The sequence below is a fragment of the Halalkalibacter oceani genome (genome assembly GCF_023715605.1).
Taxonomy (GTDB): Bacteria; Bacillota; Bacilli; order Bacillales; family Bacillaceae_D; genus Halalkalibacter; species Halalkalibacter oceani.
This window is the reverse complement of record NZ_JAMBOL010000030.1, coordinates 1-22,963: the sequence shown is the minus strand read 5'-3', so window position 1 is coordinate 22,963 and position 22,963 is coordinate 1. Positions and strand designations below refer to the sequence as shown.

Annotated in this window: 18 protein-coding genes; 8 read left to right on the top strand and 10 right to left on the bottom strand. The window is 43.7% G+C overall.

Features of this window, described 5'->3' with window-relative positions; translation table 11 throughout:
• Positions 1-71 precede the first annotated feature (71 nt).
• Complete coding sequence (locus M3202_RS19185) at positions 72-626, top strand: nitroreductase family protein (protein ID WP_251224846.1); 555 nt, start codon at positions 72-74, stop codon at positions 624-626.
• Between the two features lie 126 nt (positions 627-752).
• Here M3202_RS19185 and ulaA read toward each other — a convergent pair whose 3' ends face one another.
• The 6 genes from ulaA to M3202_RS19155 all read right to left on the bottom strand — a co-directional run bounded on the left by ulaA (position 753) and on the right by M3202_RS19155 (position 8,095).
• Positions 753-2,015, bottom strand: coding sequence for a PTS ascorbate transporter subunit IIC (gene ulaA / locus M3202_RS19180; RefSeq protein WP_251194502.1), 1,263 nt, complete (start codon positions 2,013-2,015; stop codon positions 753-755).
• Between the two features lie 102 nt (positions 2,016-2,117).
• Complete coding sequence (locus tag M3202_RS19175) at positions 2,118-2,384, bottom strand: PTS sugar transporter subunit IIB (RefSeq protein ID WP_251194503.1); 267 nt, start codon at positions 2,382-2,384, stop codon at positions 2,118-2,120.
• 13 nt (positions 2,385-2,397) lie between these two features.
• On the bottom strand, positions 2,398-4,509 hold the full coding sequence (locus M3202_RS19170; protein WP_251224845.1) for a BglG family transcription antiterminator: 2,112 nt from the start codon (positions 4,507-4,509) through the stop codon (positions 2,398-2,400).
• A gap of 257 nt (positions 4,510-4,766) precedes the next feature.
• Complete coding sequence (locus tag M3202_RS19165) at positions 4,767-6,035, bottom strand: TRAP transporter large permease (RefSeq protein ID WP_251224844.1); 1,269 nt, start codon at positions 6,033-6,035, stop codon at positions 4,767-4,769.
• Positions 6,032-6,592 carry a TRAP transporter small permease gene (locus M3202_RS19160; protein WP_251224843.1) on the bottom strand — a complete coding sequence of 187 codons (561 nt, stop codon included), beginning with the start codon at positions 6,590-6,592 and terminating at the stop codon, positions 6,032-6,034. Before M3202_RS19160 ends, M3202_RS19165 begins: the two co-directional genes overlap by 4 nt.
• A gap of 414 nt (positions 6,593-7,006) precedes the next feature.
• Entirely contained in the window at positions 7,007-8,095 is a 1,089-nt protein-coding gene (locus M3202_RS19155) for a TRAP transporter substrate-binding protein (RefSeq protein ID WP_251224842.1), read from the bottom strand.
• Between the two features lie 755 nt (positions 8,096-8,850).
• Here M3202_RS19155 and M3202_RS19150 point away from each other — a divergent pair.
• A complete protein-coding gene (locus M3202_RS19150; protein WP_251224841.1) occupies positions 8,851-10,656 on the top strand; it encodes a PucR family transcriptional regulator in 1,806 nt (601 codons plus the stop codon).
• A gap of 45 nt (positions 10,657-10,701) precedes the next feature.
• On the opposite strand, the gene M3202_RS19145 is transcribed toward M3202_RS19150, so the two are convergent.
• Positions 10,702-11,916, bottom strand: coding sequence for a Bcr/CflA family efflux MFS transporter (locus M3202_RS19145; protein ID WP_251224840.1), 1,215 nt, complete (start codon positions 11,914-11,916; stop codon positions 10,702-10,704).
• Positions 11,917-12,084: 168 nt separating this feature from the next.
• On the opposite strand from M3202_RS19145, the gene M3202_RS19140 reads away from it, so the two are divergent.
• The 3 genes from M3202_RS19140 to glaH all read left to right on the top strand — a co-directional run bounded on the left by M3202_RS19140 (position 12,085) and on the right by glaH (position 15,658).
• On the top strand, positions 12,085-12,933 hold the full coding sequence (locus M3202_RS19140) for an SDR family NAD(P)-dependent oxidoreductase (protein ID WP_251224839.1): 849 nt from the start codon (positions 12,085-12,087) through the stop codon (positions 12,931-12,933).
• Positions 12,930-14,453, top strand: coding sequence for an AMP-binding protein (locus tag M3202_RS19135; protein ID WP_251224838.1), 1,524 nt, complete (start codon positions 12,930-12,932; stop codon positions 14,451-14,453). The genes M3202_RS19140 and M3202_RS19135 overlap by 4 nt, the downstream gene beginning before the upstream one ends.
• Before the next feature lie 272 nt (positions 14,454-14,725).
• Positions 14,726-15,658, top strand: coding sequence for a glutarate dioxygenase GlaH (gene glaH, locus M3202_RS19130; protein ID WP_251224837.1), 933 nt, complete (start codon positions 14,726-14,728; stop codon positions 15,656-15,658).
• Between the two features lie 56 nt (positions 15,659-15,714).
• Here the strand turns inward: glaH and M3202_RS19125 are convergent, their stop codons facing one another.
• The 3 genes from M3202_RS19125 to M3202_RS19115 are packed head-to-tail and all read right to left on the bottom strand — an operon-like array spanning position 15,715 to position 17,695.
• Positions 15,715-15,840 (bottom strand): AgrD family cyclic lactone autoinducer peptide, encoded by a 126-nt coding sequence (locus M3202_RS19125; RefSeq protein ID WP_251194513.1) that lies wholly within the window; start codon positions 15,838-15,840, stop codon positions 15,715-15,717.
• Complete coding sequence (locus M3202_RS19120; RefSeq protein ID WP_251224836.1) at positions 15,821-16,414, bottom strand: accessory gene regulator ArgB-like protein; 594 nt, start codon at positions 16,412-16,414, stop codon at positions 15,821-15,823. The genes M3202_RS19125 and M3202_RS19120 overlap by 20 nt, the downstream gene beginning before the upstream one ends.
• A 15-nt stretch (positions 16,415-16,429) precedes the next feature.
• Complete coding sequence (locus M3202_RS19115; protein ID WP_251224835.1) at positions 16,430-17,695, bottom strand: hypothetical protein; 1,266 nt, start codon at positions 17,693-17,695, stop codon at positions 16,430-16,432.
• 455 nt (positions 17,696-18,150) lie between these two features.
• Between M3202_RS19115 and M3202_RS19110 the strand changes: the two genes are divergently transcribed.
• The 3 genes from M3202_RS19110 to M3202_RS19100 all read left to right on the top strand — a co-directional run bounded on the left by M3202_RS19110 (position 18,151) and on the right by M3202_RS19100 (position 22,781).
• The gene (locus M3202_RS19110) at positions 18,151-21,402 is read left to right on the top strand and encodes a M14 family metallopeptidase (RefSeq protein WP_251224834.1); all 3,252 of its coding nucleotides are present in this window, start codon (positions 18,151-18,153) and stop codon (positions 21,400-21,402) included.
• A 115-nt stretch (positions 21,403-21,517) separates the two neighbouring features.
• Positions 21,518-22,261: a tRNA pseudouridine(38-40) synthase TruA gene (gene truA / locus M3202_RS19105; RefSeq protein WP_251224833.1), complete on the top strand. Its 744-nt coding sequence runs from the start codon at positions 21,518-21,520 to the stop codon at positions 22,259-22,261.
• Between the two features lie 271 nt (positions 22,262-22,532).
• Positions 22,533-22,781 carry a hypothetical protein gene (locus M3202_RS19100; protein ID WP_251224832.1) on the top strand — a complete coding sequence of 83 codons (249 nt, stop codon included), beginning with the start codon at positions 22,533-22,535 and terminating at the stop codon, positions 22,779-22,781.
• Positions 22,782-22,963: the final 182 nt, after the last annotated feature.

The following is a 22,963-nucleotide window of genomic DNA, read 5'->3' as shown; positions in this document are numbered from 1 at the left end:
TAGAATCAATTAAAATGAAATAGTTGAGTGATAATGATTATCATTATATTAATTAATAAGGTGGTTTGAGAATGAGTACCGATTTAGCGAAACTGATTCGCGAACGACGTTCGATCAAAAATGGATACACAGATCAAGCCGTGCCGACAGAGCTTGTTAAGGAGCTTTTACGTGATGCTGTTTGGGCGCCAAATCATGGATTACGGGAGCCGTGGCGCTTCATTTATGTGCCGACAGAGGAGAAGGCGGAGTTTGTGGAAAAGCTGGTGAAAACATTTCCGGCTGAGATGCAAGAAAACAGACGGGCTTATTTCAGCAGTCCGGCGGCTTTTTTAATCGTCATCATGGAGGAAGATCCAAGACAAAAGCAATGGGACGAAAATTTCGGCGCGATCGGCGCCCTGATTCAGAACTTTCAGCTGCTTGCCTGGGAACGTCAGCTCGGCGTTGTCTGGAAAACGAACCCTCATATTTATGACCCGAAGGTTCGGCAGCTATTAGGGGTACAGCCCGGAGAAAAAATTGCCGGCTTTTTGCATCTCGGGTATTTCAATGAAATTCCGAAAGCAAGAGCGCGGACGGAAATCGAAGAGAAGCTGACAGTTTATGAAGGAGAGCGTGAATAAGCTTTTAGAACGGCTTGGCATATGAAAAAAACGCTGCTCCCCTCACAGGGAAACAGCGTTTTTTATATTCGCGGAAGAGCGTTGGCTTCGCGCGCAGCTTCTAAGAAAGAACGCTATGCGTTTTTCTTAAGAAAAGAGCTGAATCAGGAAGCTCAAGAGAATCCCGACAATCCCGAAATCCGAGTCGCCGAAGGTTGTGCCTTCAAAGCCGAGCGATCCGAGAACCGGCAGGAGAAGCGCTGGTAAGAAGGAGATCAGCAGGCCGTTGGCAAACGCACCGATCATCGCGCCGCGTCTTCCGCCGGTCGCATTCCCGAAAACCCCGGCAGCCGCGCCGGTGAAGAAGTGAGGAATCAGGCCGGGTACGATGATTTTAAGGCCGAACAGCGGCAGCAAAAACATCGAAATCAAGCCGGCAAGGAAGCTGAACAGGAAGCCGATAATAACCGCATTTGGTGCGAACGGGAAGACGGCTGGACAATCGAGAGCCGGTTTCGCGTCTTTGACGACTTTGTCAGCAATCCCTTTAAACGCCGGGACAATTTCAGCAATCAGCATCCGCACCCCGGCGAGGACAACATAGACCCCGGCGGCAAAGGTGATCGCCTGAATAAGAGAGAAGACAAGGAAGTTAACCCCGTCACTTAATTCGGTCTCGATATAGCCTTTTCCGGCGATTGGAGCGACGATTAAAAACAGGATCGCCATCGTCAGCGACATCGCCACGGAAGTGTCACGCAGGAAACCGAGTGATTTCGGTACTTTAATATCCTCTGTTGATTTCGCTTTGTCTCCGATTCTTTTGCCGATAAAGCCCGCGGTGAAATAGCCGAATGAGCCGAAATGACCGACGGCGATGTTGTCATTACCTGTGATTTCTCTCACATACGGCTGAATCATAGCAGGCAGGAACACCATTAACAGACCAAGGATAATGGAGCCGATAATGATAAGCGGCAAACCGGTGACTCCGCCAGTCGCAAACACCGCTGAAATTAAGCAAGCCATAAATAATGTATGATGACCAGTCAGGAAAATATATTTAAATGGTGTAAAGCGGGCGATGACGATGTTCATCAGCATCCCAAACAGCATGATCATTGCTGTTTCCCTGCCGAAGGTTTGCTGGGCAATCGCGACAATCGCTTCATTATTCGGGATGACTCCCTGGATGTGGAACGCTTTTTCAAACATCTGCCCGAAAATGTCAAGTGATCCGACTAATATGGTGGCGCCTCCATTAAGGATTAAAAAGCCCATGACGGTTTTTAACGTTCCGGAAATGACATCCGCAATCGCCTTCTTTTGCAATAAAAGACCTAACAGGGCGAATAAACCGACCAGGATCGCGGGCGTACCTAATATATCATTCATTATAAGATCAAACACTCTAAACCCTCCCTTATTAATGCCATTTTTATTTGTTTTTTTATTTTCATCCGGTTTTGTCTGAAGAGGAGAATCCCACTCCTCTTCAGCCTTTCGCGGAACTTACAGATGAGATTGCAGCGCGGCTTTTAATTCTTCCTGATCAAGGATGTTCGTTAAACCGATGATCGTTCTCGTCCCATCATCCAAATTAGAAATCAAGTCCTTGGAGCCGAGGTAAAGATCGGCCTGTTCTGATTTGGCTGTTGTCAGATCAGTATGAGACACCTCTGCTTCGACACCTAACTCACTTAATACATTTTTGACATTCATTTCGACAATAAAGCTGCTTCCTAATCCGTTTCCGCAAACAACTAAAATCTTTTTCATCTTTTCTTCCTCCTTATATATGTGAGTATTGATTAATAATCGGTAAAACTTCGTCGGCCGACTGAGCCGTTTGCAGCTTCTCGATGTTGTCGCGGTCCGACAGCATCTTTGATAATTGCGATAAAGCTGTCAAATGAGTATCATTGTCGATCGCCGCCAGGACAAACAGCAATGATACTTGATGCTCCGCCTTCTCTGAAAAAGAGCAGCTCTGACGTAATTGCAGGAAGCTCATGCCAAGCTTATTGACGCCGGCTTCAGGACGGGCATGAGGGAGAGCAATCCCCGGAGCGATCACAATATAAGGCCCCATTTGATGAACATTTTCAATCATCGTATCAATATATCCCTGGCTGATTGACTGGTCGGCCAGCAGCGGCGCGGCGGCCATTTGCAAAGCCTCCTGCCAGCTGTTTGCCGATTCGGCAAATTGGATTTTATCTTTGGTGAGTATTTCATTTAGCATCGGCCTTTGATCCACCTCATTTTTCATTTCCTTGTTGTTTTGTAAAAAGGTCTTTAGCTCTTGCAGAAGTTTGTCTCCATCAGTAATATGAGCGTGTTTCTCAACAATGCTCAAAAGGGCTTCGGGATTTATCTGTCCCGGAACGGTCTCTCCCGCCTGGAACTGCTTCAGCAAGGACGCTTTCTCCGCATGACTTAAAATCGGATTGACGACAAACACCGCTACGCCTTTTTCGGATACCGGCGTTGTTGAAAACACAAAATCGATGCCTGAAAGGTTCGCGTTTTCATATTCGCGCGCCGTAAGGGCGTTGACAACATCAACGGTAGGCAGCAGGTCCTCCAGCTGTTTTTGTAAAATCCGCGAAGTACCGATCCCGCTTGAGCAGACGACAACCGCTTTTTTCCTGCTCTCCACTTTCACGCCTTCTTTATTGATCCAGCCGCCAAAGTGCATCGCAATATAGGCAACTTCATCGTCTGAGATCGGTTTGCCAAGAACATGTTCAAAGTGATGAACTACTTTTTTTGTCAGGACAAACAGATCAGGGTAGGAGTGCTGCATTGAAGAAGAGAGCGGGTTGTCGATACCGATACCATACTTGATCCTGAAGTAGGCCGGTTTTAAATGGATAAATAAATTCCGCTCCAGCTCTTCCCGGTTTTGAAAGAAGACACAGGCAAACTTTTGAAAATCATCAACCATTAATGTCACGATATGCTTCAGGTTGGCTGTGTCCTGATTCTCGACATCAACCAGCTGATAGTCGCTAATTTTTGCGCCGAGCAGAAACGTGGCAATATAGTGAATTTCATCTTCAGGAACGTTTAAATCGAAGACGGTTTCGAGTTGCTGGCAAATCTGCGAGGCGGCCTGATATTCCTTTGTCCGTTTAATAACATCCTTTTCCACCGGATCCATTTGAATATATCTGCCTCTGGAAAAGCGCTTGATGAGCAACAGGAGGTGGGCGCTCAATGCCTGCATGACTTCATCGGTATAGCGCACCCCTGTCAACGGCTCATACTCATGTAAAATGTGATAAATGACATCAAGCTCGGCGCTGTGGAAGGCATCTGACGCCGGCTGCTGTTGACCGATTAACTGAATTTCCGTTAAAAGGGCATCCCAGCTCTTATTCGTTAGAAGGTGGGACAAATAGCTAATGAGCATTTTCCGCTTGGCCTGTTCTTCACCAACCATATAATAGCCGGATGATTTGTGAAAATGTAATTCAACTTGAAAGTGGCCAAGCTGTTCCTTCAGCTGCTTCAGGTCAGCAAGTAACGTGCTCCTGCTCACATGAAGCGTTTCCATAAGATCGTGCAAGTAGATTTTAGCATCTCGGGTCAAAATCAAAATCGCGATCCAGGCCGCTCTTTCTTTTGGTGAAAATTCATAGTTTGTTTTTTTATCAAAGGTGGCGAGCTTTTTTTTAATCAGCGCACTTTCTTTTTCGCTAATATAAAAGCCGGCAGACCGCACATAATCGAGCTGAGGCAGGTTCGCCTGCTCAAGCCAATCATTGATTTTTTCGATATCGTAATAGATCGTCCGTTTGGAAACATGTAGTTCCTCCATCAGCTCCTGCGGAGAGACGGGGGACGCGGCATGAACAATTTTTGTCATGATGGCAATGCAGCGTTGATCAAGAATCATCTGAGCGCGCTCTCCTTTCGTAAGCAAAAGAAGGGATTCAACATTTTTTGCAAGCATTCACCCGGTAGAATGACGAAGAATAACTCTTCTTGGTTAGTATTATACGCTTATGATAAGCAATAAAAAGTCCGAATGTTGTAGGGAGGTTTTTGCAAGGGTTGGACTGGAAGGGGCCAGCTTTAGTGAGGGCAGGAAAAGGGACGGATCAAAAGGTTGGTAATCCTTTTGATCCGTCCCAGAAGCAGTTTTAGTTGGTTTTAATCCCCAAGAAGAAGCAGGGAAATTTGTGGAATATAGGCGATCATGAAAAGGTTTAGAATGACGACTGCTAAAAACGGTATAACGGCCCTGACTACATGATTAAAGGACAGATCACTTAAACTCTTGGCAACGAACAGATTTACACCAAGCGGCGGGGTAAGCAGTCCGATTGCCAAGTTGACAACCATCATGACGCCGAAGTGGACGAGGTTAATATCAAACTGACCTAAAAGCGGCAGTAAGATAGGGACAAGAATAATAATCGCTGCGCCCAGCTCCAGGAATGTACCGACAAAAAGCAGTAGCAGGTTAATGACAAGCATCAGGATGACGGAGCTTGATGCAAAGTCGGAAATAACGCCGGAGATGAGCATTGGAATTTGTTCAGTTGATAAAATCCAGCTCATGATATTAGCCGCCCCGACGATAAGTAAAACCATTGCGGATGTGGCGCCCGATTCAACAAAAATTGGCTTTAAATCAGAAAGCTTTGCATCGCGGTAAACGAAATAGGAAATAATCAAGCCGTATACGCACGCAATCGCTCCCGATTCCGTAGGGGTAAAAGCTCCGCTGTAAATACCGCCGAGAATAATAACCGGCATGAGGATCCCCCAGATTGAGCTTTTTAAGCTCGTTAGGAAGCGTTTGAGGGATGTCGGTTCCCCGCCTTTGTAGCCGCGGGCTTTGGCGATAAAATAGGAATAGACCATTAAGGATACCCCAACAAGAATCCCGGGAAGAATTCCGGCGATAAAGAGGTCGCCAATACTTGTGCTGGCGGCAATTCCGTACAGAATAAACGGAATACTTGGCGGGATCATGACACCGATTGTCCCCGCTACGGCCATTAAGGCGATGGTAAAGCCTTTGTCATAGCCGGCCCGCAGCATAGCAGGGACCATGATACTACCGATGGCAACTACAGTCGCCGGCGCTGAACCTGAAATAGCGGCAAAGAACATACAAGCAAGGATGGCGATCATCGCCAGACCACCGGTTGTCGAGCCGACGACACTTGCGGCCAGATCGATCAGGCGGCGGGAAATTCCACCCTTTTCCATAATTTTACCAGCCAATAAGAAGAAAGGTATCGCCATTAGGGGAAAGGAGTCCAGCCCTGTAAACAATCGCTGTACGCCGACGAAGGTTGGCAAATCACCGGCATATAAGATGGCAAGAATACCCGAAAAGGCAATGGAAATCGCTAAAGGTACGCTGAGCAACAGGAAAATAATTAAGGTAATCGCCAGTACGAGACTCATTCTACAAAACCTCCTCTCCCTGATAGCGGATCTTCTTTGTTTTGATTTTGAACGCTGAATTCCGATGACTGTGGATAAAACAGCTCAAAAATAAGTAATAAAAGATAACGGATGGCCATCATTCCAATACCAATCAGAACGGCCAGATAAGCAAAATACATCGGGATGCGCAAAGCTGGAGATAATTGGCCGGAATCTGCCAGGCTCCCGATAAAAGGAACTCCAATTGCTAATATCACAATGCAAAATGCTAACGAAATAACATAGCTAATGACAACTACGACACGTTTGGCGGCAAGTGGCAAAAATGCTTCAAGGGCATCCACGCTAATGTGGGAGCCTTTTTTAACACCGAGGCTTGCCCCGATAAAGGTCGCCCAAATCATAATATAACGAGGAAGTTCCTCGCCCCAGCTTAAGGTGAAGCCGAAGCCATAGCGGAAGATAACCCCGATAAAGACAAAAAACAGCATCGCAAACAGCAAAAGAAAAACGAGATAGCTTTCAACGGATTCCATAATCGCGTCAAACTTATCAATTGCCTTTTTTATTTTCATGATAACCCTCCTTAAGTAAACGTTGATTACGCAAATGGTCGGTTTTAAAAGGGTGACACGCCTCTAACAGGAATGAGTCAAGCCTTGGATGATCACCTCCAAAAAGAATAAAATAAGAGCATTTATGTAAGCGCTGACATTTTATTTGTTGCCTAACAGCTATGGAGTGATGGTCTGACCATTGACAGGCTTGGATAAGATGTAGCATGTAAAGGCGGCAATCGAACAATCGTATTTTCGTTTATTGTAGCTTCATCGAAAACAAAAAAGCAAGAAAAATCTAAAATATTAGATAAATAATGGCGTTTCAATCATGAGTGGAATACATGATGAAATGAAAGCCCCCCTTCAAGGCAGGATTGCTCTTGAAGGGGCTTTGGCTTCATTCAATGCTCATTTCGCTCGAGAATCGGTTTAATTTAAGACGGCTGCTTCAGCTTCTTCAACAGCTGCCATGATGTCGTTGTAGATTTCATCACCGGCTTCAGCCTTAATCAAATCATGGACAGATTGGGTAGCTTCCTGGAATGGTACCAGTTCTTCTGGAGAAAGCTCAATGATTTCCATTCCGGATTCGAGCATTGTTTCGATCGCACCATCATCCTGCTCTGTGCTCATTTGGCGATTGTACTCAGACCAGGCGGCTGCTTCATCTTCGAGAATCGTTTGCAGATCTTCAGGAAGCGATTCAAACCATGCATTGTTTACAGCGAACAGATGCGGATCATAGACATGACCATCAAGTGTTGCATAGGTTTGTACTTCATAAAAACGCATGCTGGCAATGTTCGTAACTGGGTTTTCTTGTCCGTCAACTACGCCTTGTTGAAGGGCGGAATAAAGTTCGCCATAAGCAATTGGAGTAGCACTTCCCCCTAAAGCTTCAACCATAGCCATGTGAGCCGGATTTTCCATCGTACGGAAGGAAATTCCTTTCATATCTTCAGGCGTCCGAATTGGATTGGTGTTATTCGTGAAATGACGAACTCCATTTTCTCCCCATGCTAGTAAACGAAGACCGGTTTTTTCAAGTAACAATTCCTTCATCTTCTCGCCAAACGGACCATCTAGTACTTCGTAGGCAACATCTTTATTAACAAACAAATAAGGGATTGAGAGGACCATAATTTCCGGAAATACGCCAGGATATGGACCGGTCGAGATCGAATGCGCTTCAATCGAACCTAATTGCGTCCCTTCAAGAATTTCACGTTCGCCGCCGAGCTGACTGGCAGGGTATGTTTCAACAGTGATACGTCCATCAGTTGCTTCCTCGACACGTTTCTTAAACTCTTGTAAAGAGTTTTCAGTTTTATCATCCTGGGCTGGCGCGGCATGAGCAATTTTCATAACATATTCACCGCTGCCGGCTGATTCACCTTCGGCAGCAGGAGTATCGCCTTCGCCGCCTTCAGCCGGGGCGGAACCTTCTTCACTACCGCCACATGCTACTAGTACAAAAGATAAAACAAGCAGCATCATAAGCATCATTAATTTCTTCATAAAAGTAATACCTCCCATTTTTCTAGTAGTAAACTAATCTGTTAATGTCAGCGCTTACATTAAAGACGCTGACAAAGTAAAACGAATACGAAATGTTTGCTAGTGAAAACCGATTGTCGCCCCCCTTCAGGAAGTTAAAATGAAAAGACTGCTAGCTTGCGAAAATCCTCCATAATCTGCGCTCACATTCAAATGGCGTAATATTAACGTAACATTTGAAAAGAATTTGTAACGTTATTATAGCGACAAACGATTGAGAAGGCAAGATTAAGAATGGAATATTCTAAAAATTCGATAAGATTAAATGTATACTGTAAACAGTTTTCTGTTTTCTTATGCGCTATTTTACATGGAAGTTCGACGCTAATCAAGAGAAAATTAATATATTAGACATTAAATTTTGTGAATTGGCAGATTAAGAGAGGAAGAATTGGATAGTTCGTTGGAAAGTCAGAAAGATTCATAAGCTTTGTAGAAAATGACAGAAAGGAAGAAAAGAGCGCTTTGGAAAACCGGGTCCTTTTTCTAAAAAATATAGAGGAATGAACAACTATAGGATCAATTATTTGTCTTTATAAACAAATAAATGTGTAATCTTTCTTATTTTTTTGTCTTTTTCTATGGGAGAAAATATACCCGATTTATAGCATGAAAACAAAATATTTGATAATTTCAATCATACAAGCTTTAAATTCGACATGAATCAAAATCACCTGCTGTATTTGTCGATATGGACATCAAATAGAGGGATGAATGTGCTAATAGACAGAGAAGGGAAAGAAACAACAATTGATGATAGCGTGAATCATGCCGTGCCGGGAACATTGAATCAGTTTGATGTAGACAATAGCTTATCGACACAGTGGTTGCAAAGAAGTGAAGGGGACTGGGTGGAGGAGGAAGAATTCAAGATGGGGATTACGATTGAACAGGCGATGCATATTGGCGGTTTGCGGCATTGCAAAATTGCCGCAGGACATGAGGGAGCAGAGCGGATTGTTCAACATGTGGCCGTGATGGAAGTACCGGATACGATACGGTGGCTGAAGGGAAATGATTTCTTGTTATCATCCCTTTTTTCCGTTAAGGATGATCCTGAAGCACTGGAGCAGCTTGTACCTCAGCTCATTGAGAAAAACTGTGCCGGTTTGGCGATCAAAACGTATCATGCCCTTGAAGAAGGAATTCCTGCTATTATTTTGGAGCAAGCCAATGCTTATCAGTTTCCAATCATAGAAATTAAAAATGAAGTCTCCTATTTAGATATTATGACGCCATTGATGGCGGGAATTTTAACGAACAATTCTCCGAGAAGTGAACAGGTTGAAGACTACTATAAATGGGTTAGTGAGCTTGCGTTTAACGGAGAAAGCCTCGACATTATTCTCGATACATTAAAAAAAATCATGACGAATCATGTCACGTTAGAATCAGAGATTCCCTTTATCAAATATAATCATGACGACCTTATAGTCTCTTTTTCAAGAGAGCAGCGCAACGAGTTTTTAAAAGCAAGAAGGCCAATTAAAACGAAGCGGGAGTTGAATGGCAAGAAAGTAAACTGTATTGTTGCGCCGCTAATTTTAAATCAGGAGATTAATGGTTTTCTGACATGCTGGGAAACGGAGAGTGAGTTAACGAGCTTTCAACTCATTTTACTTGAGCGAGTTATTCCTTTAATCGCTCTGGAATTTTTAAAAGTGAAAACAAAGATTGAAGTAGAGCAAAAGTATCGTAATGAATTTTTACGGGAAATCGTTTCTGGCAATATTAAAATGGAAGAGGCGATAGAGAAAGGGAAATTTTACAATTGGAACTTTAACGAGAGCTATGAAGTGATTATCCTGGCGATTGATCATTTTATGCGAGTCGTCAAACGCCTCGATCATAATGAATTGTTTATTCAGGAATATAAGCTGAAAATTCTCAGGATTATGGAGAATTTAATGAGAATTAAAATGTCTTCTGCGATCGTCGGGATGACAAGTAATTATTTCATTATCTTAAAGCCGGCTAAGAAACACATCCATCTTGCAGAGAACAAAAAAGATATGATTCAAGCTACTAAGAAGTTTATTACAAATATTATTGTAGAATTAAAAAGACAGGTACCTGAAGTTACTTTCACCTCAGGAATTGGACGGTTTCATTCCGGCTTTTGCGGTATTAGCATCGGCTATAAAGATGCAATTAAGACGATTGAGATCGGAAAAGAAATTTTTGGACGGAGAACTGTGCTGCACTTTGATGACTTGGGGATATACCGCATGCTTTCGCAGCTGGAATCAAATGAAGAACTGACAACAGTTTATCATGATACCATCAAGAAACTGGTCACCTACGATGAAAACAGTGGGGCGAATTTAGTAGAAACTTTGAAGGTGTACTTTGAACATGACTGCAGCTTAAAAGATACGGCTGAATTGCTCTATATTCATGTCAATACAATTAAATATCGGCTGAAAAAGATTAAGGAATTGACTGAATATGATGTATTTCGGACGGAAGATAAGTTTTATTTGCAGCTTGGATTAAAAGTAGCAAGATTGTTAGCAAAGTAACCGTCGGTTCATCGGGCTATAATTAGGAAAGAAGATATCCCCAAGCTAGGCTTGCGGGACATCCTCTCTCGCTTTTTTCGTTAGAAGAAAAAAGGCGGCCGCTCCGATTAGCGAGGTTGTAAAAAGAATCGTCCCCATTGGCACAGCTGTAGTCTCGTTCATCCCGACTAATGGAGAGACAATCGCGCCAATAACTAACGGCAGCATTCCAAGCAGGGCGCTTGCACTGCCGGCGCGATGACCTTGGTGTTCCATCGCCAAAGTAAATGAACTTGTCAGCACCATTCCCATTGACGTCATATAAACAAATATCGGAATGACGATTAGAGCAAGCGGGCCGTGAATGATCGTCATAACGAGTAGAACAGTGGTAGCGCCAACTGCAATCAGCACAGCCGCACGAAGCAGACGTCTCTCCGCAATAATGCCGCCAAAACGGCCGATAATAAAACTCCCCATAATCAAAGCGAGACCATTAATCCCAAATAAAACACTGAAGACTTGCGGCGAGACCCCATAGATTCCTTGATAGACAAACGGTGTTCCGGAGACATACGCAAAGCTTCCGCCGTGAACGAAGCCGACGGTTAAGGCATAGCCAATAAAAGAGCGGTCTTTTAGCAGGCTGCCAATCGTTTGGATCGAATGGACAACAGAGCCCGGCATTCGTTTTTCAACCGCCAGCGTCTCAGGCAGCTTGAAGGAGATGGTGATCGTAATAAAAAGACCTAACAAGCCTAAGAAGATAAAAATCGTATGCCAGCTTGCAAAGGGAAACAGGAGAATAATGCCACCGGCAATTGGCGCGGCTAAGGGAGCAACAGCATTAATCACCATGAGCAAAGCAAAAAACTTTGTCAGCTCTCTTCCGGTGAAAACGTCGCGGACGACAGCCCGGGAAAGAACAATTCCCGCTGAAGCAGTTAACCCTTGCAAAAAGCGGGCGATCACTAAAGTGAGAATGTTTGGAGCGACGGCACAGAGAAAAGAAGAGATGGCAAATAAGAAAATCGAAAGAATTAACGGCTTTCTCCGGCCCTGACTGTCACTGATCGGTCCGATAATGACTTGACCGAGTGCAAGCCCGATAAGACAAGCAGTTAAGCTAAGCTGTACAAGCGAGGCGCTGGCTCCTAAATCAGCAGAAATTTCCGGGAAGGCCGGCAAATACATATCGATATTCAGCGGACCGAGAATCCCGAGCATGCTGAGCAGGAGGACTAAAGCGATTCGTTCTTTTCCAGTAGGATTATGAAGCAAAAGATACACACCTTTCTTAACAAACGAGGCAGAACGCTATTTTCTCATCGCTCTGTTTTAAAAGAAATGAAAATAAGCGAACCAATTATACCATAAATTTGATTCAATATTGCCGTTTCAGAATGTTTAGACGTATACTGGAAAAAACGGAAACTGCAAGGAAGGTAGATGAATATTAACGTCATTGAAACTTTATTATTCCCTGAACCTTACGTAAATGAGAAAAAGCTTAAACGAGAGCTGAATGGGAAAACCGTTCTTATTACCGGGGCAAGCTCGGGTATTGGTGAGCAAACAGCCTATCTGTTAGCGGAAATGTGCACTCATCTGATTTTAGTGGCGAGAAGGAAGGAGAAGCTGATCGAGATGCAGGACGCTTTGCAGCAGCGGTCGGCAAAGGTCAGTGTGTATGCCGCCGATCTGCGTAAGGAGGAGGAGATGAGCGGCTTGCTTCACTACCTGCACCAGCTTCCCGATGGGCTGGATATTGTTGTTAGCAATGCTGGGAAATCGATCAGGCGCTCGATTGAGGATTCGTTGGAGCGCTATCATGATTTCACGCGGACGATGGCGATTAATTATTTTGCTCCTGTCCGATTGCTGTTGTCGGTTATTCCATTGCTCGAAAAAAATCAAGGGCATATCATCCATATGTCGACGATCAATGTTTTATTTATTCCTGTTCCTGACTGGGCGGCCTATCAAGCGTCGAAGACCGCCTTTGACACATGGTTCCGCTCAGCGGAGCCGGAGCTGAAAGCAATGGGCATCAATACGACTTCTTTTTATTTGCCGTTAGTCCGGACGCCGATGATCCTCCCGACTCCCCAGTATGAAAAGATGCCGGCGATGGCTCCGGAACATGTTGCCAGATTGATTGCCCGCGCGATCTATACGAAACAAAAACGATTCAGGCCATGGTGGATCACTGTCGGCGAGCCAATTGCTAGCATCCTCCGGCCATTGATAGAGTCGTTGTTTCGTGCGCGGCTTGCGAAAAGGAGGGGGACAAGGTGAGACTATGGACGTTTCTTCGTGTCCTTGTCATGATGAAGTTGTTTTCCCCGCCAAGGTTAATGAGATTGTTCTTTGCGCTGCGCAAAGACGGAATGAATATACTTGCGCTCCTGCGGGTGAATGCCGACATGTATGGGGACAAGACTGCTCTATGCGACGCCAGAGGAAAAATCAGCTACAAGCAATTAGCAGTTGAAATCGAACAGCTTACTGCCATTTGGCAGGAGCAGTATCAGCTTGGGCCTGCTCAGCGGGTCGGCCTCATTTGCAAAAGCCATGCTTCGCTTGTAAGGGCGATCTTTTCGCTTACCTCGGCAGGGGCCGCTGTCTATTTGCTCAATCCGGACATGAGTGTGAACCAGCTAAAAGAGCTATTGAAGCAGAAAAACTTCGACCTGCTTATCGCTGATAAGAACTGGAGCGTCATGTCTTCCTCTGACAAGATAGTGCTAAGCTACGAGCACACCCATCTTCCATCAATCGAGCAGTTTTTGAAAACGAAAACGGAAAACAAGCGAAGGCGAACGAAAACGGTGATGGGGAAAGTGGTGCTGTTAACGGGGGGAACAACAGGAACGCCGAAGGAAGCAGGCCATCAGCCCTCATTGTTCAATTATGTACAGCCTTTTTTAGCGCTCCTGACGAAAGTGAAGCTGCATCGCTATGATCGAACCTATATTGCTACTCCGCTTTATCATGGATATGGAGTCGCCGTTTTGTTTATGGGAATCATACTCGGAAAGACGATATTCATTAGAGAATCCTTCCAAACGAAGCAAGCTTGCAATCTGATTCGTCAGCATCACGTCGAGGTGATCACTGTCGTTCCGTTAATGCTGCAAAAGATGCTTGAGGAAGACGCGGCTTCTCTGCAATCCTTGGCTTGTATCGTCTCAGGAGGAGCGAGGCTCCATGCAGAGCTGGCAAAAGAGGCTCTGCAAAAACTGGGACCAGTTTTGTATAACCTATATGGTACCTCGGAGGCAGGACTTAATACGATCGCCACGCCGGCTGACTTAATGGCTAATCCGCAAACGATCGGAAAACCGGTCGGCGGGCGCTTCAAAATCGTCAATCCTGCCGGTAAGCCCGTGACAGAGGGCGAGCCGGGGCAGTTTTGTGTGAAACAGAGCTGGTCACAGAAAACCGGAAATGAAGTGTGGATCGAAACAGGAGATATCGGCTATCGTGATCCGAAAGGGTTTTATTTTTTATGTGGGCGGACAGATGAAATGATCGTTTCAGCCGGAATCAATGTGTATCCTGTTGAGCTGGAGCAGGTTCTCATGCAGCACCCGCTCGTCAAGGATGTGGCAGTCATCGGAATAGACGACGCGCTGTTTGGACAGCGATTAAAAGCATTTGTACAACCGGAAAGGAAAAAAAGCCTGGATCAAGAAAAACTGATGGTCTGGCTCCGCGCAAAAGTGGCTAAACACCAAATACCAAAAGAAGTGGAAATCATCGAGCAGCTTCCTTATACAGCGGTTGGGAAGCTCGATAAGAAAATATTAAAATGAGAATATTGACAATTTTTAAGAAAATTGATAAATTATGAATAAAGATAAATACTTACCTTTGTGTACCTTCCATATGCAAATCGTAAGTATGGTCTGAAAACCGCTATTTTAAACGAAAACAAAATAATGACTGAATGATTTACAGTGACCCTATTCCCGTAGGGCAATGATGTAAATGATAGCCAGTGTATTATGTTCCTTACATAATGCCTGGCTTTTTTTGTTGAATTCGTTTAAGAGCGATTTTAACATGAGAAAGGGGAAGAAACGTGATGAGTCTGATGGAGCAAAAAGAAAAGCTGGTAACTGGAAAGGGATATGAGGTGCAGGTTCACCCGCAAAGTAAGCGATTGTTCCATATTGAAATGAAGCCGGGCGTTGTTGCGCGTTTTTTTGAGCAAGTACGAAGAAAGAACATTTCGGTGCAGCGGCTGGAATATACACCTTATGAACGACATATGGTAGCCGGTTATCTTTTGCAGGAAGCAGGGACTGATCTCCAGGATGTGGTTAGAAGCATTCTTCATGATCGTCAGACAGGAGGATTTACCATTGGCGTACAAGGAGAAAGCGCTGATTTAGATGAGTTTGTTATTTTTTCCACAGCACTGGCTCATCTTGCCGGGTTGCCCAACCATGACGCAATGTCAAATAAATTCTATGCCCGCTTCTCTGTCAAGGATACTGACGAGAGTGATTCCTATTTAAGGCAGGCCTATCGTTTGTTTACATTGCATACAGACGGCACCTTTGTCGATGAACCGACGGATTGGCTGCTAATGATGAAGATGCAGGAAGAACACGCACGCGGAGGTGAATCAAGACTGCTTCATCTCGATGACTGGCAGGAGCTTGAACACTTCGCAAGCCATCCATTGGCTTCTCATGAATTCACCTATAAAGCGCCGCCAAGTAAAAATGTCAGCCAGGAGATCAAACGGACGACATTTTTCCAACAGCAAAATAAGCCATGCATCTGTTTTATCGACCAATTTGTTCACTCAGAAACAATTGAACAGGCCGAGTATTTAAAAGACTTGTCCGCTTCCATGGAGAACGATCAAAGCGTCATCGAATTAACGTTGCCAGTTGGGGATTTAGTGATGCTCAACAATCTATTTTGGTTACACGGCCGCGCGCCTTTTGAAAAAGATCCACTTTTGCACCGCGAGCTGCTTCGTCAAAGGGGACGCTTTTCACGATAAAAAGCAAAAAAGCCGTCCGTGGTCTTTACGACCTTGGACAGCTTTTTTGTTTTCCATTACTTTTGCTTTTTCAAGCTTTCTGGAATCTTCGGAGCGTGAGAAAAAGGACTTGATGCTTGCACAAATGCAGAAGAACAAACAGTTGTTGCTTTAGAGATGTACTTAGCTAGTTCTTTTTTCAAGATAATCACCTCCTTTATTAGTAAACGTATTTAATTTATGAGTCGCTGAAATCCCAAAAGGGGTCAGCAGTAAAGCCTGAAGTAAGGCCCCAGTGACAAAGCCGGGGGTTTGCAGCGTAAAGAAAAGGACGGGAAATAACACAATACAAGCTAAAGCTGCCTTTTTCTTTTTGGCTTCCCACTCCGCAGAATGCTTCATCTGATGAGGTTCATAATACGGAGCAAAACGGATGATCAGAAGAAATGCAACTGCTGCATAAACTAAAATTAATGCATTTGTAATAGGTAGCCATAAAAAGAGTACAACAAGGCAAAGGCTGTTGATTGAGCAAGCTAACGAACGATCTAAATGAGCACCACCAGTTAAAATTCTTATTACCATAAATGATAAGGCAACTTGAAAGGCAAGCCATGTCTTTCCGAATAAAAAGCCGGCAAGTAATATCAAAGAAAAGGTAATAAATAAATTAATTAAAATTGTAAATCCGAATACTAGGACATCATGAGGTGCTGTTTCTTCAGGATTCATGTTTTTAATTTTAGATGCTGCGAGAGTGGCCCAATGCTCAATCATTTGCTCCTCCTTGTTTTACATAAGCTTTTCACAGCTAATGGATAGCATCAGCGGATTAAACGTTGATTCTATAACTGCTTTATTTTTCTTGAAACCAATGATAGCATCATAAATTTTGCTGTGACTATTGCTTTTATCAAAGTCTAAGTTGCTGGCAATCTCATAAATAACATGATTTTTTGTAGAAGTGAGTTTAAAATGAATTTGTTTATCCTGATAGTGAGTTGTTTCATAAAGTGCGAAAAGTAGGTCGTCGATTATATTGCTTAAAAACTGAATGTGAGGTAGGGTAATCGGTACATGGTCTGTTAGATCAATGGTTGTTGATATTGAAACACCGAGTAAATTAGCAAGCTTACGCTTATTAATTAAAAAGACGTAAAGAAGTTCATCTTTTTTGCGGATAGCCGTCTCTATTTCAAGATTTTGGTGTTTTTTGCTTTTAGGTAAAATATGTTGATTGAAGTATTCTTTGCTTAATTCATAAGAATTATTTTCAAATAATTTTTGCATTACTTTATATGAGCTTCGTAAGTCCTTTTGAATGTTTTCAATATAAACAGATACTTGTTCTTCTTGATCGAAGTAAAACTTTTTGGCTTCAATGAGTCGCTTCTTTTGAAACTGATTATGCAAAATTAAATAAACAGCAAATATCATAAACAACACAACAATACTTAATAAAATAAAAGCATATCTGAATCGCAGTTCATTCGTCACCATAACGAATGAAGCTAAACAAATAAAGAAGTAGGTTAAAAAGGAATTTAAATAAATAATAATTTTTCCTTTTTTATTTAGTTCGTTCAATTTAAGATGGACGAACAGTTCAGTTAAATGATATTTAAAAAAATATATTAGTAAAGAAAGGGCAATGACAATAAAAAATGAAGTGAGCTGCAGGGCATAAATTTTATTAGAAATTAAAACTTCAGAATAAACGATAGAATTAGATAAAAGTAATAAATCCAATTCAATTACAACGATGTGAACAAATGTATAAAATCCATAGCCCATTCCGGTTAATAGTAAGGTCTCGAGGCTAGACATTTTAAACAACGGCTTGGCTATCAAAAAGATAAGAATCATTTGCAGGGCAATGACGATGGTGAGATGTAAATTGGTATAATGTAACAATAATGAGATGATGCTCATTATGACTGAGAGAACGATGATCTTTTTCACATATTGTCGATAACGGTAGCCGATAAAGACAAATGGAAATGTTAATAACGCAAACCATTCAAGTATTGAAATACAGAACGTTAATAGAGGGTGCATCTTTCATTTCTCCTTTAAGCTAAGTACTAAGGGAGTGTTGTGAAATCGAATAGAAGCACACGACAACCTAGTAGAGATAGTATGATTTAGTTATATCCAAAAAAGAGATAAACTTCAACAAGAATTGCGGTTATTGTCTATTTTTCAGAATATTTACAATAACCATTTTCTTTATTTTATAACAAATTTCGGGCTTGGCAAGAGAAATGTTGAAATTTAATGATTTTTAGACAAAAGTTCTGCTTCTTTTTTGTTTTTCGACATGAATCTACCATAATAGTCTAATAGTCTGCGAGAAGAAATTTGAAGGTTTTTAGGAAATTATAAGAAAGAAATGAATGAAAATTCGCCATTTTGCATGATTAATATTTTTGTTGGCGAAATTTTATGGTATAGTTTTCTCTATCATTTTATTTTCATAAAATGATAGAGAAACGAAGAGGAGGAGATGACAGATGAAAAAATTACTCACACTGTGGATGGCGATGCTGATTGCCTTGACGGTCATCCTTCCAGCTGAAGCGATACAGGCTGCTGGTAGTACAGAGAGTGCACAAGTAGAGGGATCCGTTGAGCTTGACGTTAGCCAATCTCTCTTAGCAATAACGGAAGAAAGAACGATAGAGGTTCAGGTTGATTTCGGGGAACGTATTGACCTGGACGGATTGGAATGGTCATTTGGCGGAAAAGCTTTATCTGACTGGAAGCAGTGGGATAGTGATGCCGGTGATTATTCGGGCGATGCCTACATAACAGTCGTTCGGGAGCCTGCCTATGTCGGAGATTCTACGACAATTGAAGCAGAGATCGAATTCGGTCTTCCTTATGGAACAACGGATTTATCACCAAGAAACATTCGTGTTCTTTATCCTGAGCTGATCGGGGAATACGCTTTAACGCTTCATGACCCGGCAACGGATCAAGTTGCGTCGGCTGAAATGAAGCTGAATGTTTATGATGAATTCCGGACGTATGAAGAAATCAAGCCGGCGATCGATCAGGTATTTGCTGAAGCGGATCGTGATCGCTATTTAGAGTACAAGAAGCTTGGCGAAAGTGCGGAAGGACGCGATATTCATTTTGTCGTGCTGGCAAGAGATGAGCAGGCAGTAGAGAAGTATTTAGATGAAACATTGCCGACTGCATTAGAAAATCCGGCTGAGATTTTAGAAAAATTAGAGAATGGCACGATGGGAGATTATCAAATTCCGATTTGGTTTAATAATATTCACCCGGACGAAGTGGAAGGGATCGACGCGCAAATCGAATTGCTGAATAAGCTTGCGCTGGAGGATGAAGTGACGTTTCAGACGACAGATGAGAACGGAGCAGAACACACAGTTACGTTAAATGTCGATGACGTGCTTGATCACCTTATTATTTTGTTCAACTTTACTCATAATCCGGATGGGCGTGTAGCAAACACGAGAGCAAACGCCAATGGTTTTGATTTGAATCGGGATAATGCTTATCAAACTCAGGTTGAGACTATTGCAGTAAACGAGGAAATTGCGAAATGGACGCCGCTTTCCTTTATTGATATTCACGGATATGTGAAAGGATTTTTAATTGAGCCGGCCACTCCGCCGCATAATCCAAACTTTGAGTATGATTTACTCGTTGATAATATGGTTGAGCAGGCGCATGCGATGGGACGTGCCGGAGTAGCCAATTCCGATATTGACTCCTACCTCATTCCGCTTTTTGACTATGAAAATGGCTGGGATGATATGACTCCGGCGTATACGGCTATTTTTACAATGCTGCATGGTTCTCTTGGGCATACGGTAGAAGTGCCGGATTTAAGCCAGGATTCATTGTACGCTGCTGTCCATGTCGGACTTGGTGCAACTGATTATGTATTGAAAAATAAAGATGATTTATTCAAAGATCAGCTTACTTTGTTCAAACGCGGAGTTGATGGCGAGGATAACCGCGCCGTCGATCCATGGTTTGTCAATCAGGCAGGAGAAGAGATTGGACGTATTCGCGGGGAACATGAGAACTTCTTCCCGGAATATTATGTAATTCCTGTTGATGAGCAGCTGCAAAAGAATGTATTAGAAGCGACGAATATGGTTGAATATCTTCTAAGAAATGGAATCAAAGTAGAAGAAACAACAGAGGAAGTCAGTGTGAACGGCGTTACGTATCCGGCGGGTACATATGTCGTGCCGATGAAACAGGCGAAGCGCGGCTTTGCCAATGCGATGCTTTATCCAGGTGAGGATATTTCCGACTGGGAAGCAATGTATGATGCGATTGTCGTAAACTTCCCGGCACTGCGCGGCTTTGACAGCATTGAAGTTCGTGAAGAAAATGCCTTTGCCGGTGCAGCACAAGCTGTAGAATCAATCGAAAAGCCGGGTACCGTGATTCAGTCTACGGTTTCCCATTACTTTATTGAAAACTCGAATAATGACGCTGTAAAACTGGTGAACGACTTGCTTGCAGCCGGCAGAACAGTCGAGCAAGTAACGAGTGGGGAATACGCTGGTGATTTCCTCGTTCAAACAAGCGATTTACTAAGCTACGTCAATGATTACACGCTTGTGGTAGAACCGGTGGAAGAAACGGTCGAAACACGGGAGCTGGAGCAGCCTAAGGTTGCTGTAATTGGTTCGGCGCAAAGCAAATTTGTTGTTGAACAGCTTGGGTTCCCGGTTGTTGAGCTGGACGAAGCAGATGTTGTCGTCGATGACGCAGGAGCAATGACACCTGATACGATCAACGGCAAAGCTTATGTAGGAATTGGCGGTCGTTCTTTGAATGCAGTCAAGGAAGCAAACCTGCTTGAAGGCTTTGATTTTGCGACTACCGAGCTATCCCATGAAGGACTTGTTCTTGCGGATGTGACGTCTCACCCTTATACAGCTGGTTATGACGCAGAGGAGCAGCTGTATGTAACGACAGGCTCATGGATTACAGCAGTACCGCAGGGTAGCGAGCTTCTTGCCCGCGTTGCGGATGATTCCGAATTCTTTATTGCCGGCTGGTGGCCTGGACATGAAGGAGCGCAAGGCGAAACGCTGGCCTTTACAACAACATATGAAGAGCAGCCTTTTACGTTATTTGCGAATGATTTAACGTATCGTGCCCATACAGGTCACAGCTTCCGTTTACTGGCAAACAGCTTATTTGCTGCAGAAGCCAGTGAAGAAGCTGCTCCGGGAGAAGCTCGATTCCCTGATGTGCCTGCGGGTCACTGGGCTAACGAAGCGGTTGAAGCTCTTTATCAGCAAGGAATCATTAGTGGGCATGCGGATGGAACATTTAAGCCAAGCCAGGCATTATCCCGTGGCCAGGGATCCGGTCTGCTGACAACAGCTCTGCAGCTGGAGAGCCCTCCAACGTTAACGGAAGTGCCGTTTACTGATTTGAATGTCGATGATTATTATGCTCGGGTCGCCTGGGCTGTGGAAAATGCCGGGGTTATGAACGGGAAGTCAAATGGCCGTTTTGCAGCAAACGACCCATTAACTCGGGAACAAATGGCATCGATTCTTGTACGGGCTTTTGATCTTGAGAATACAGGTGAAACGGTAAATCTTTCCGATAGCGATCAGGCAGCGGGTGTTCACAAGGATGACATTGTGATTCTTGCTCAGCACGGTCTGACAAATGAAACGGTCTATCGTCCAAAGGATACCGTGACACGCGCAGAATTTGCGACGTTCTTGTATCGAGTATTAGCAGGACTGGAATAAGAGTAAAAGGGTCTGTGTCAAAGGTAAAACAACCTTTTGGCACAGGCCCTTTGCTGTTGTGCTGCTGAGAAAGGTATGATATAAGTGGAAGCACAATCATAAGAAGGAGACGAACATGGCTAATTTTAAACTGACTGTCCAGTATGACGGCAGCCGCTACAAGGGCTGGCAAAGACTCGGAAAAGGGGAGGCGACAATTCAGGGAAAGCTTGAAGAAGTGTTATCGAGGATGAGCGGTAGCGAGATTGAGATCATCGGAGCGAGCCGCACTGACGCGGGCGTCCATGCTCTTAAGCAAATTGCGAATGTCAAACTTGATCACCACACTGAGGCGGAAATCAAAGCGTATGTAAATAAATATTTACCGCAGGATATAAGCGTGTCTCGCGTCGAGACTGTGCCGGAGCGCTTCCACGCGCGCTATCATGTCAAAGACAAAACGTATTTGTACCGGATATGGAATGAAGAACATCCGCATCCTTTTATGCGCAAATACAGCATGCATGTTGAGCAGAAGCTGGATTTGCCGCTCATGCGCCAAGCCTGCCAGGCTTTTTTAGGAGAGCATGATTTCACAGCCTTTTCAAATGCCAAATCAAAGAAGAAATCAATGGTACGCCATATTTACGCGCTTGAAATGGAAGAGACGGCCGGCCTCGTTGATATCCGAATCCGCGGCAACGGCTTTCTCCATAATATGGTGCGGAAAATGGTCGGTCTGCTGATTGAAGTCGGCCTGGGCAAAAAAGACGTAGATGATGTGACAGCGATTTTGCAGGCCAAACAACGCTATCCGGGCCTGATGGCCGAAGCGCAAGGGCTGTATTTGGAAGCGATTAGTTATAAAGACAGGACGTAAGTTTTTTACCAAGAGAATTGTGATAAATACGTAAAAGGATGAAAAGAATGGTGTCTCACTTTTAAAGAGGATAGGCTTGCCTTCCCTCTTTTGTTACGTTCAGAGTTGAAAGTCGTTTTCCTGCTGCCACCTCGGCAAAAGCAGATTCGAGACAAATTCCCGTTAGATCATCTGACAAAAAAGCTGTGAAGGTTCTGTTTTTGTATTATTCTAATAATTACATAAACGGAAACGTAAAGGATTCACTTCTATCAGCAAAGGAGAGATGATGATGAAAAGAAAAAATGAGTATAAGGTGCAAAATTATTATTTAGCGGAAATCGATCAAGTGGAAAAAGGGAAATCTGTCTTGAAAATGGACAGATGGAGCTGGGACATTTACATTGCCGCAAATGAAAATAAAGAGTATCGGGGAAAGGCCGTTGCTCCGGGCAAAGGAATCGAAATTCCATGGACGCCGCTCGGTAAGGACTTTCTGGAAGAAATGATGGGGATTTGTCAGCGGAAGATGATCAGCTAGGACAAAGGAATAGTTAATAAAAAACGTGAAGGGCCTGTGATGGCGACCTTGACGTTTTTTTTGGTGTGCCCGGCATGTGCATGGGCTATAGGGTTCAAGTCCCGAGCAGTGAAGGTCACTGTAACTGTTAGCCAACGACAAGGGTGTCTAGGGTGACCTAGAATCTGAAGGAAGTCCGAGGC

Bases quoted from the DNA above. Each gene is read 5' to 3' on its own strand.
- M3202_RS19185 (WP_251224846.1), top strand. From the start codon at position 72: ATGAGTACCGATTTAGCGAAACTGATTCGCGAACGACGTTCGATCAAA.
- M3202_RS19175 (WP_251194503.1), bottom strand. From the start codon at position 2,384: ATGAAAAAGATTTTAGTTGTTTGCGGAAACGGATTAGGAAGCAGCTTT.
- M3202_RS19170 (WP_251224845.1), bottom strand. From the start codon at position 4,509: ATGATTCTTGATCAACGCTGCATTGCCATCATGACAAAAATTGTTCAT.
- M3202_RS19165 (WP_251224844.1), bottom strand. From the start codon at position 6,035: ATGAGTCTCGTACTGGCGATTACCTTAATTATTTTCCTGTTGCTCAGC.
- M3202_RS19160 (WP_251224843.1), bottom strand. From the start codon at position 6,592: ATGAAAATAAAAAAGGCAATTGATAAGTTTGACGCGATTATGGAATCC.
- M3202_RS19155 (WP_251224842.1), bottom strand. From the start codon at position 8,095: ATGAAGAAATTAATGATGCTTATGATGCTGCTTGTTTTATCTTTTGTA.
- M3202_RS19140 (WP_251224839.1), top strand. From the start codon at position 12,085: ATGAATATTAACGTCATTGAAACTTTATTATTCCCTGAACCTTACGTA.
- glaH (WP_251224837.1), top strand. From the start codon at position 14,726: ATGAGTCTGATGGAGCAAAAAGAAAAGCTGGTAACTGGAAAGGGATAT.
- M3202_RS19120 (WP_251224836.1), bottom strand. From the start codon at position 16,414: ATGATTGAGCATTGGGCCACTCTCGCAGCATCTAAAATTAAAAACATG.
- M3202_RS19115 (WP_251224835.1), bottom strand. From the start codon at position 17,695: ATGCACCCTCTATTAACGTTCTGTATTTCAATACTTGAATGGTTTGCG.
- M3202_RS19110 (WP_251224834.1), top strand. From the start codon at position 18,151: ATGAAAAAATTACTCACACTGTGGATGGCGATGCTGATTGCCTTGACG.
- truA (WP_251224833.1), top strand. From the start codon at position 21,518: ATGGCTAATTTTAAACTGACTGTCCAGTATGACGGCAGCCGCTACAAG.
- M3202_RS19100 (WP_251224832.1), top strand. From the start codon at position 22,533: ATGAAAAGAAAAAATGAGTATAAGGTGCAAAATTATTATTTAGCGGAA.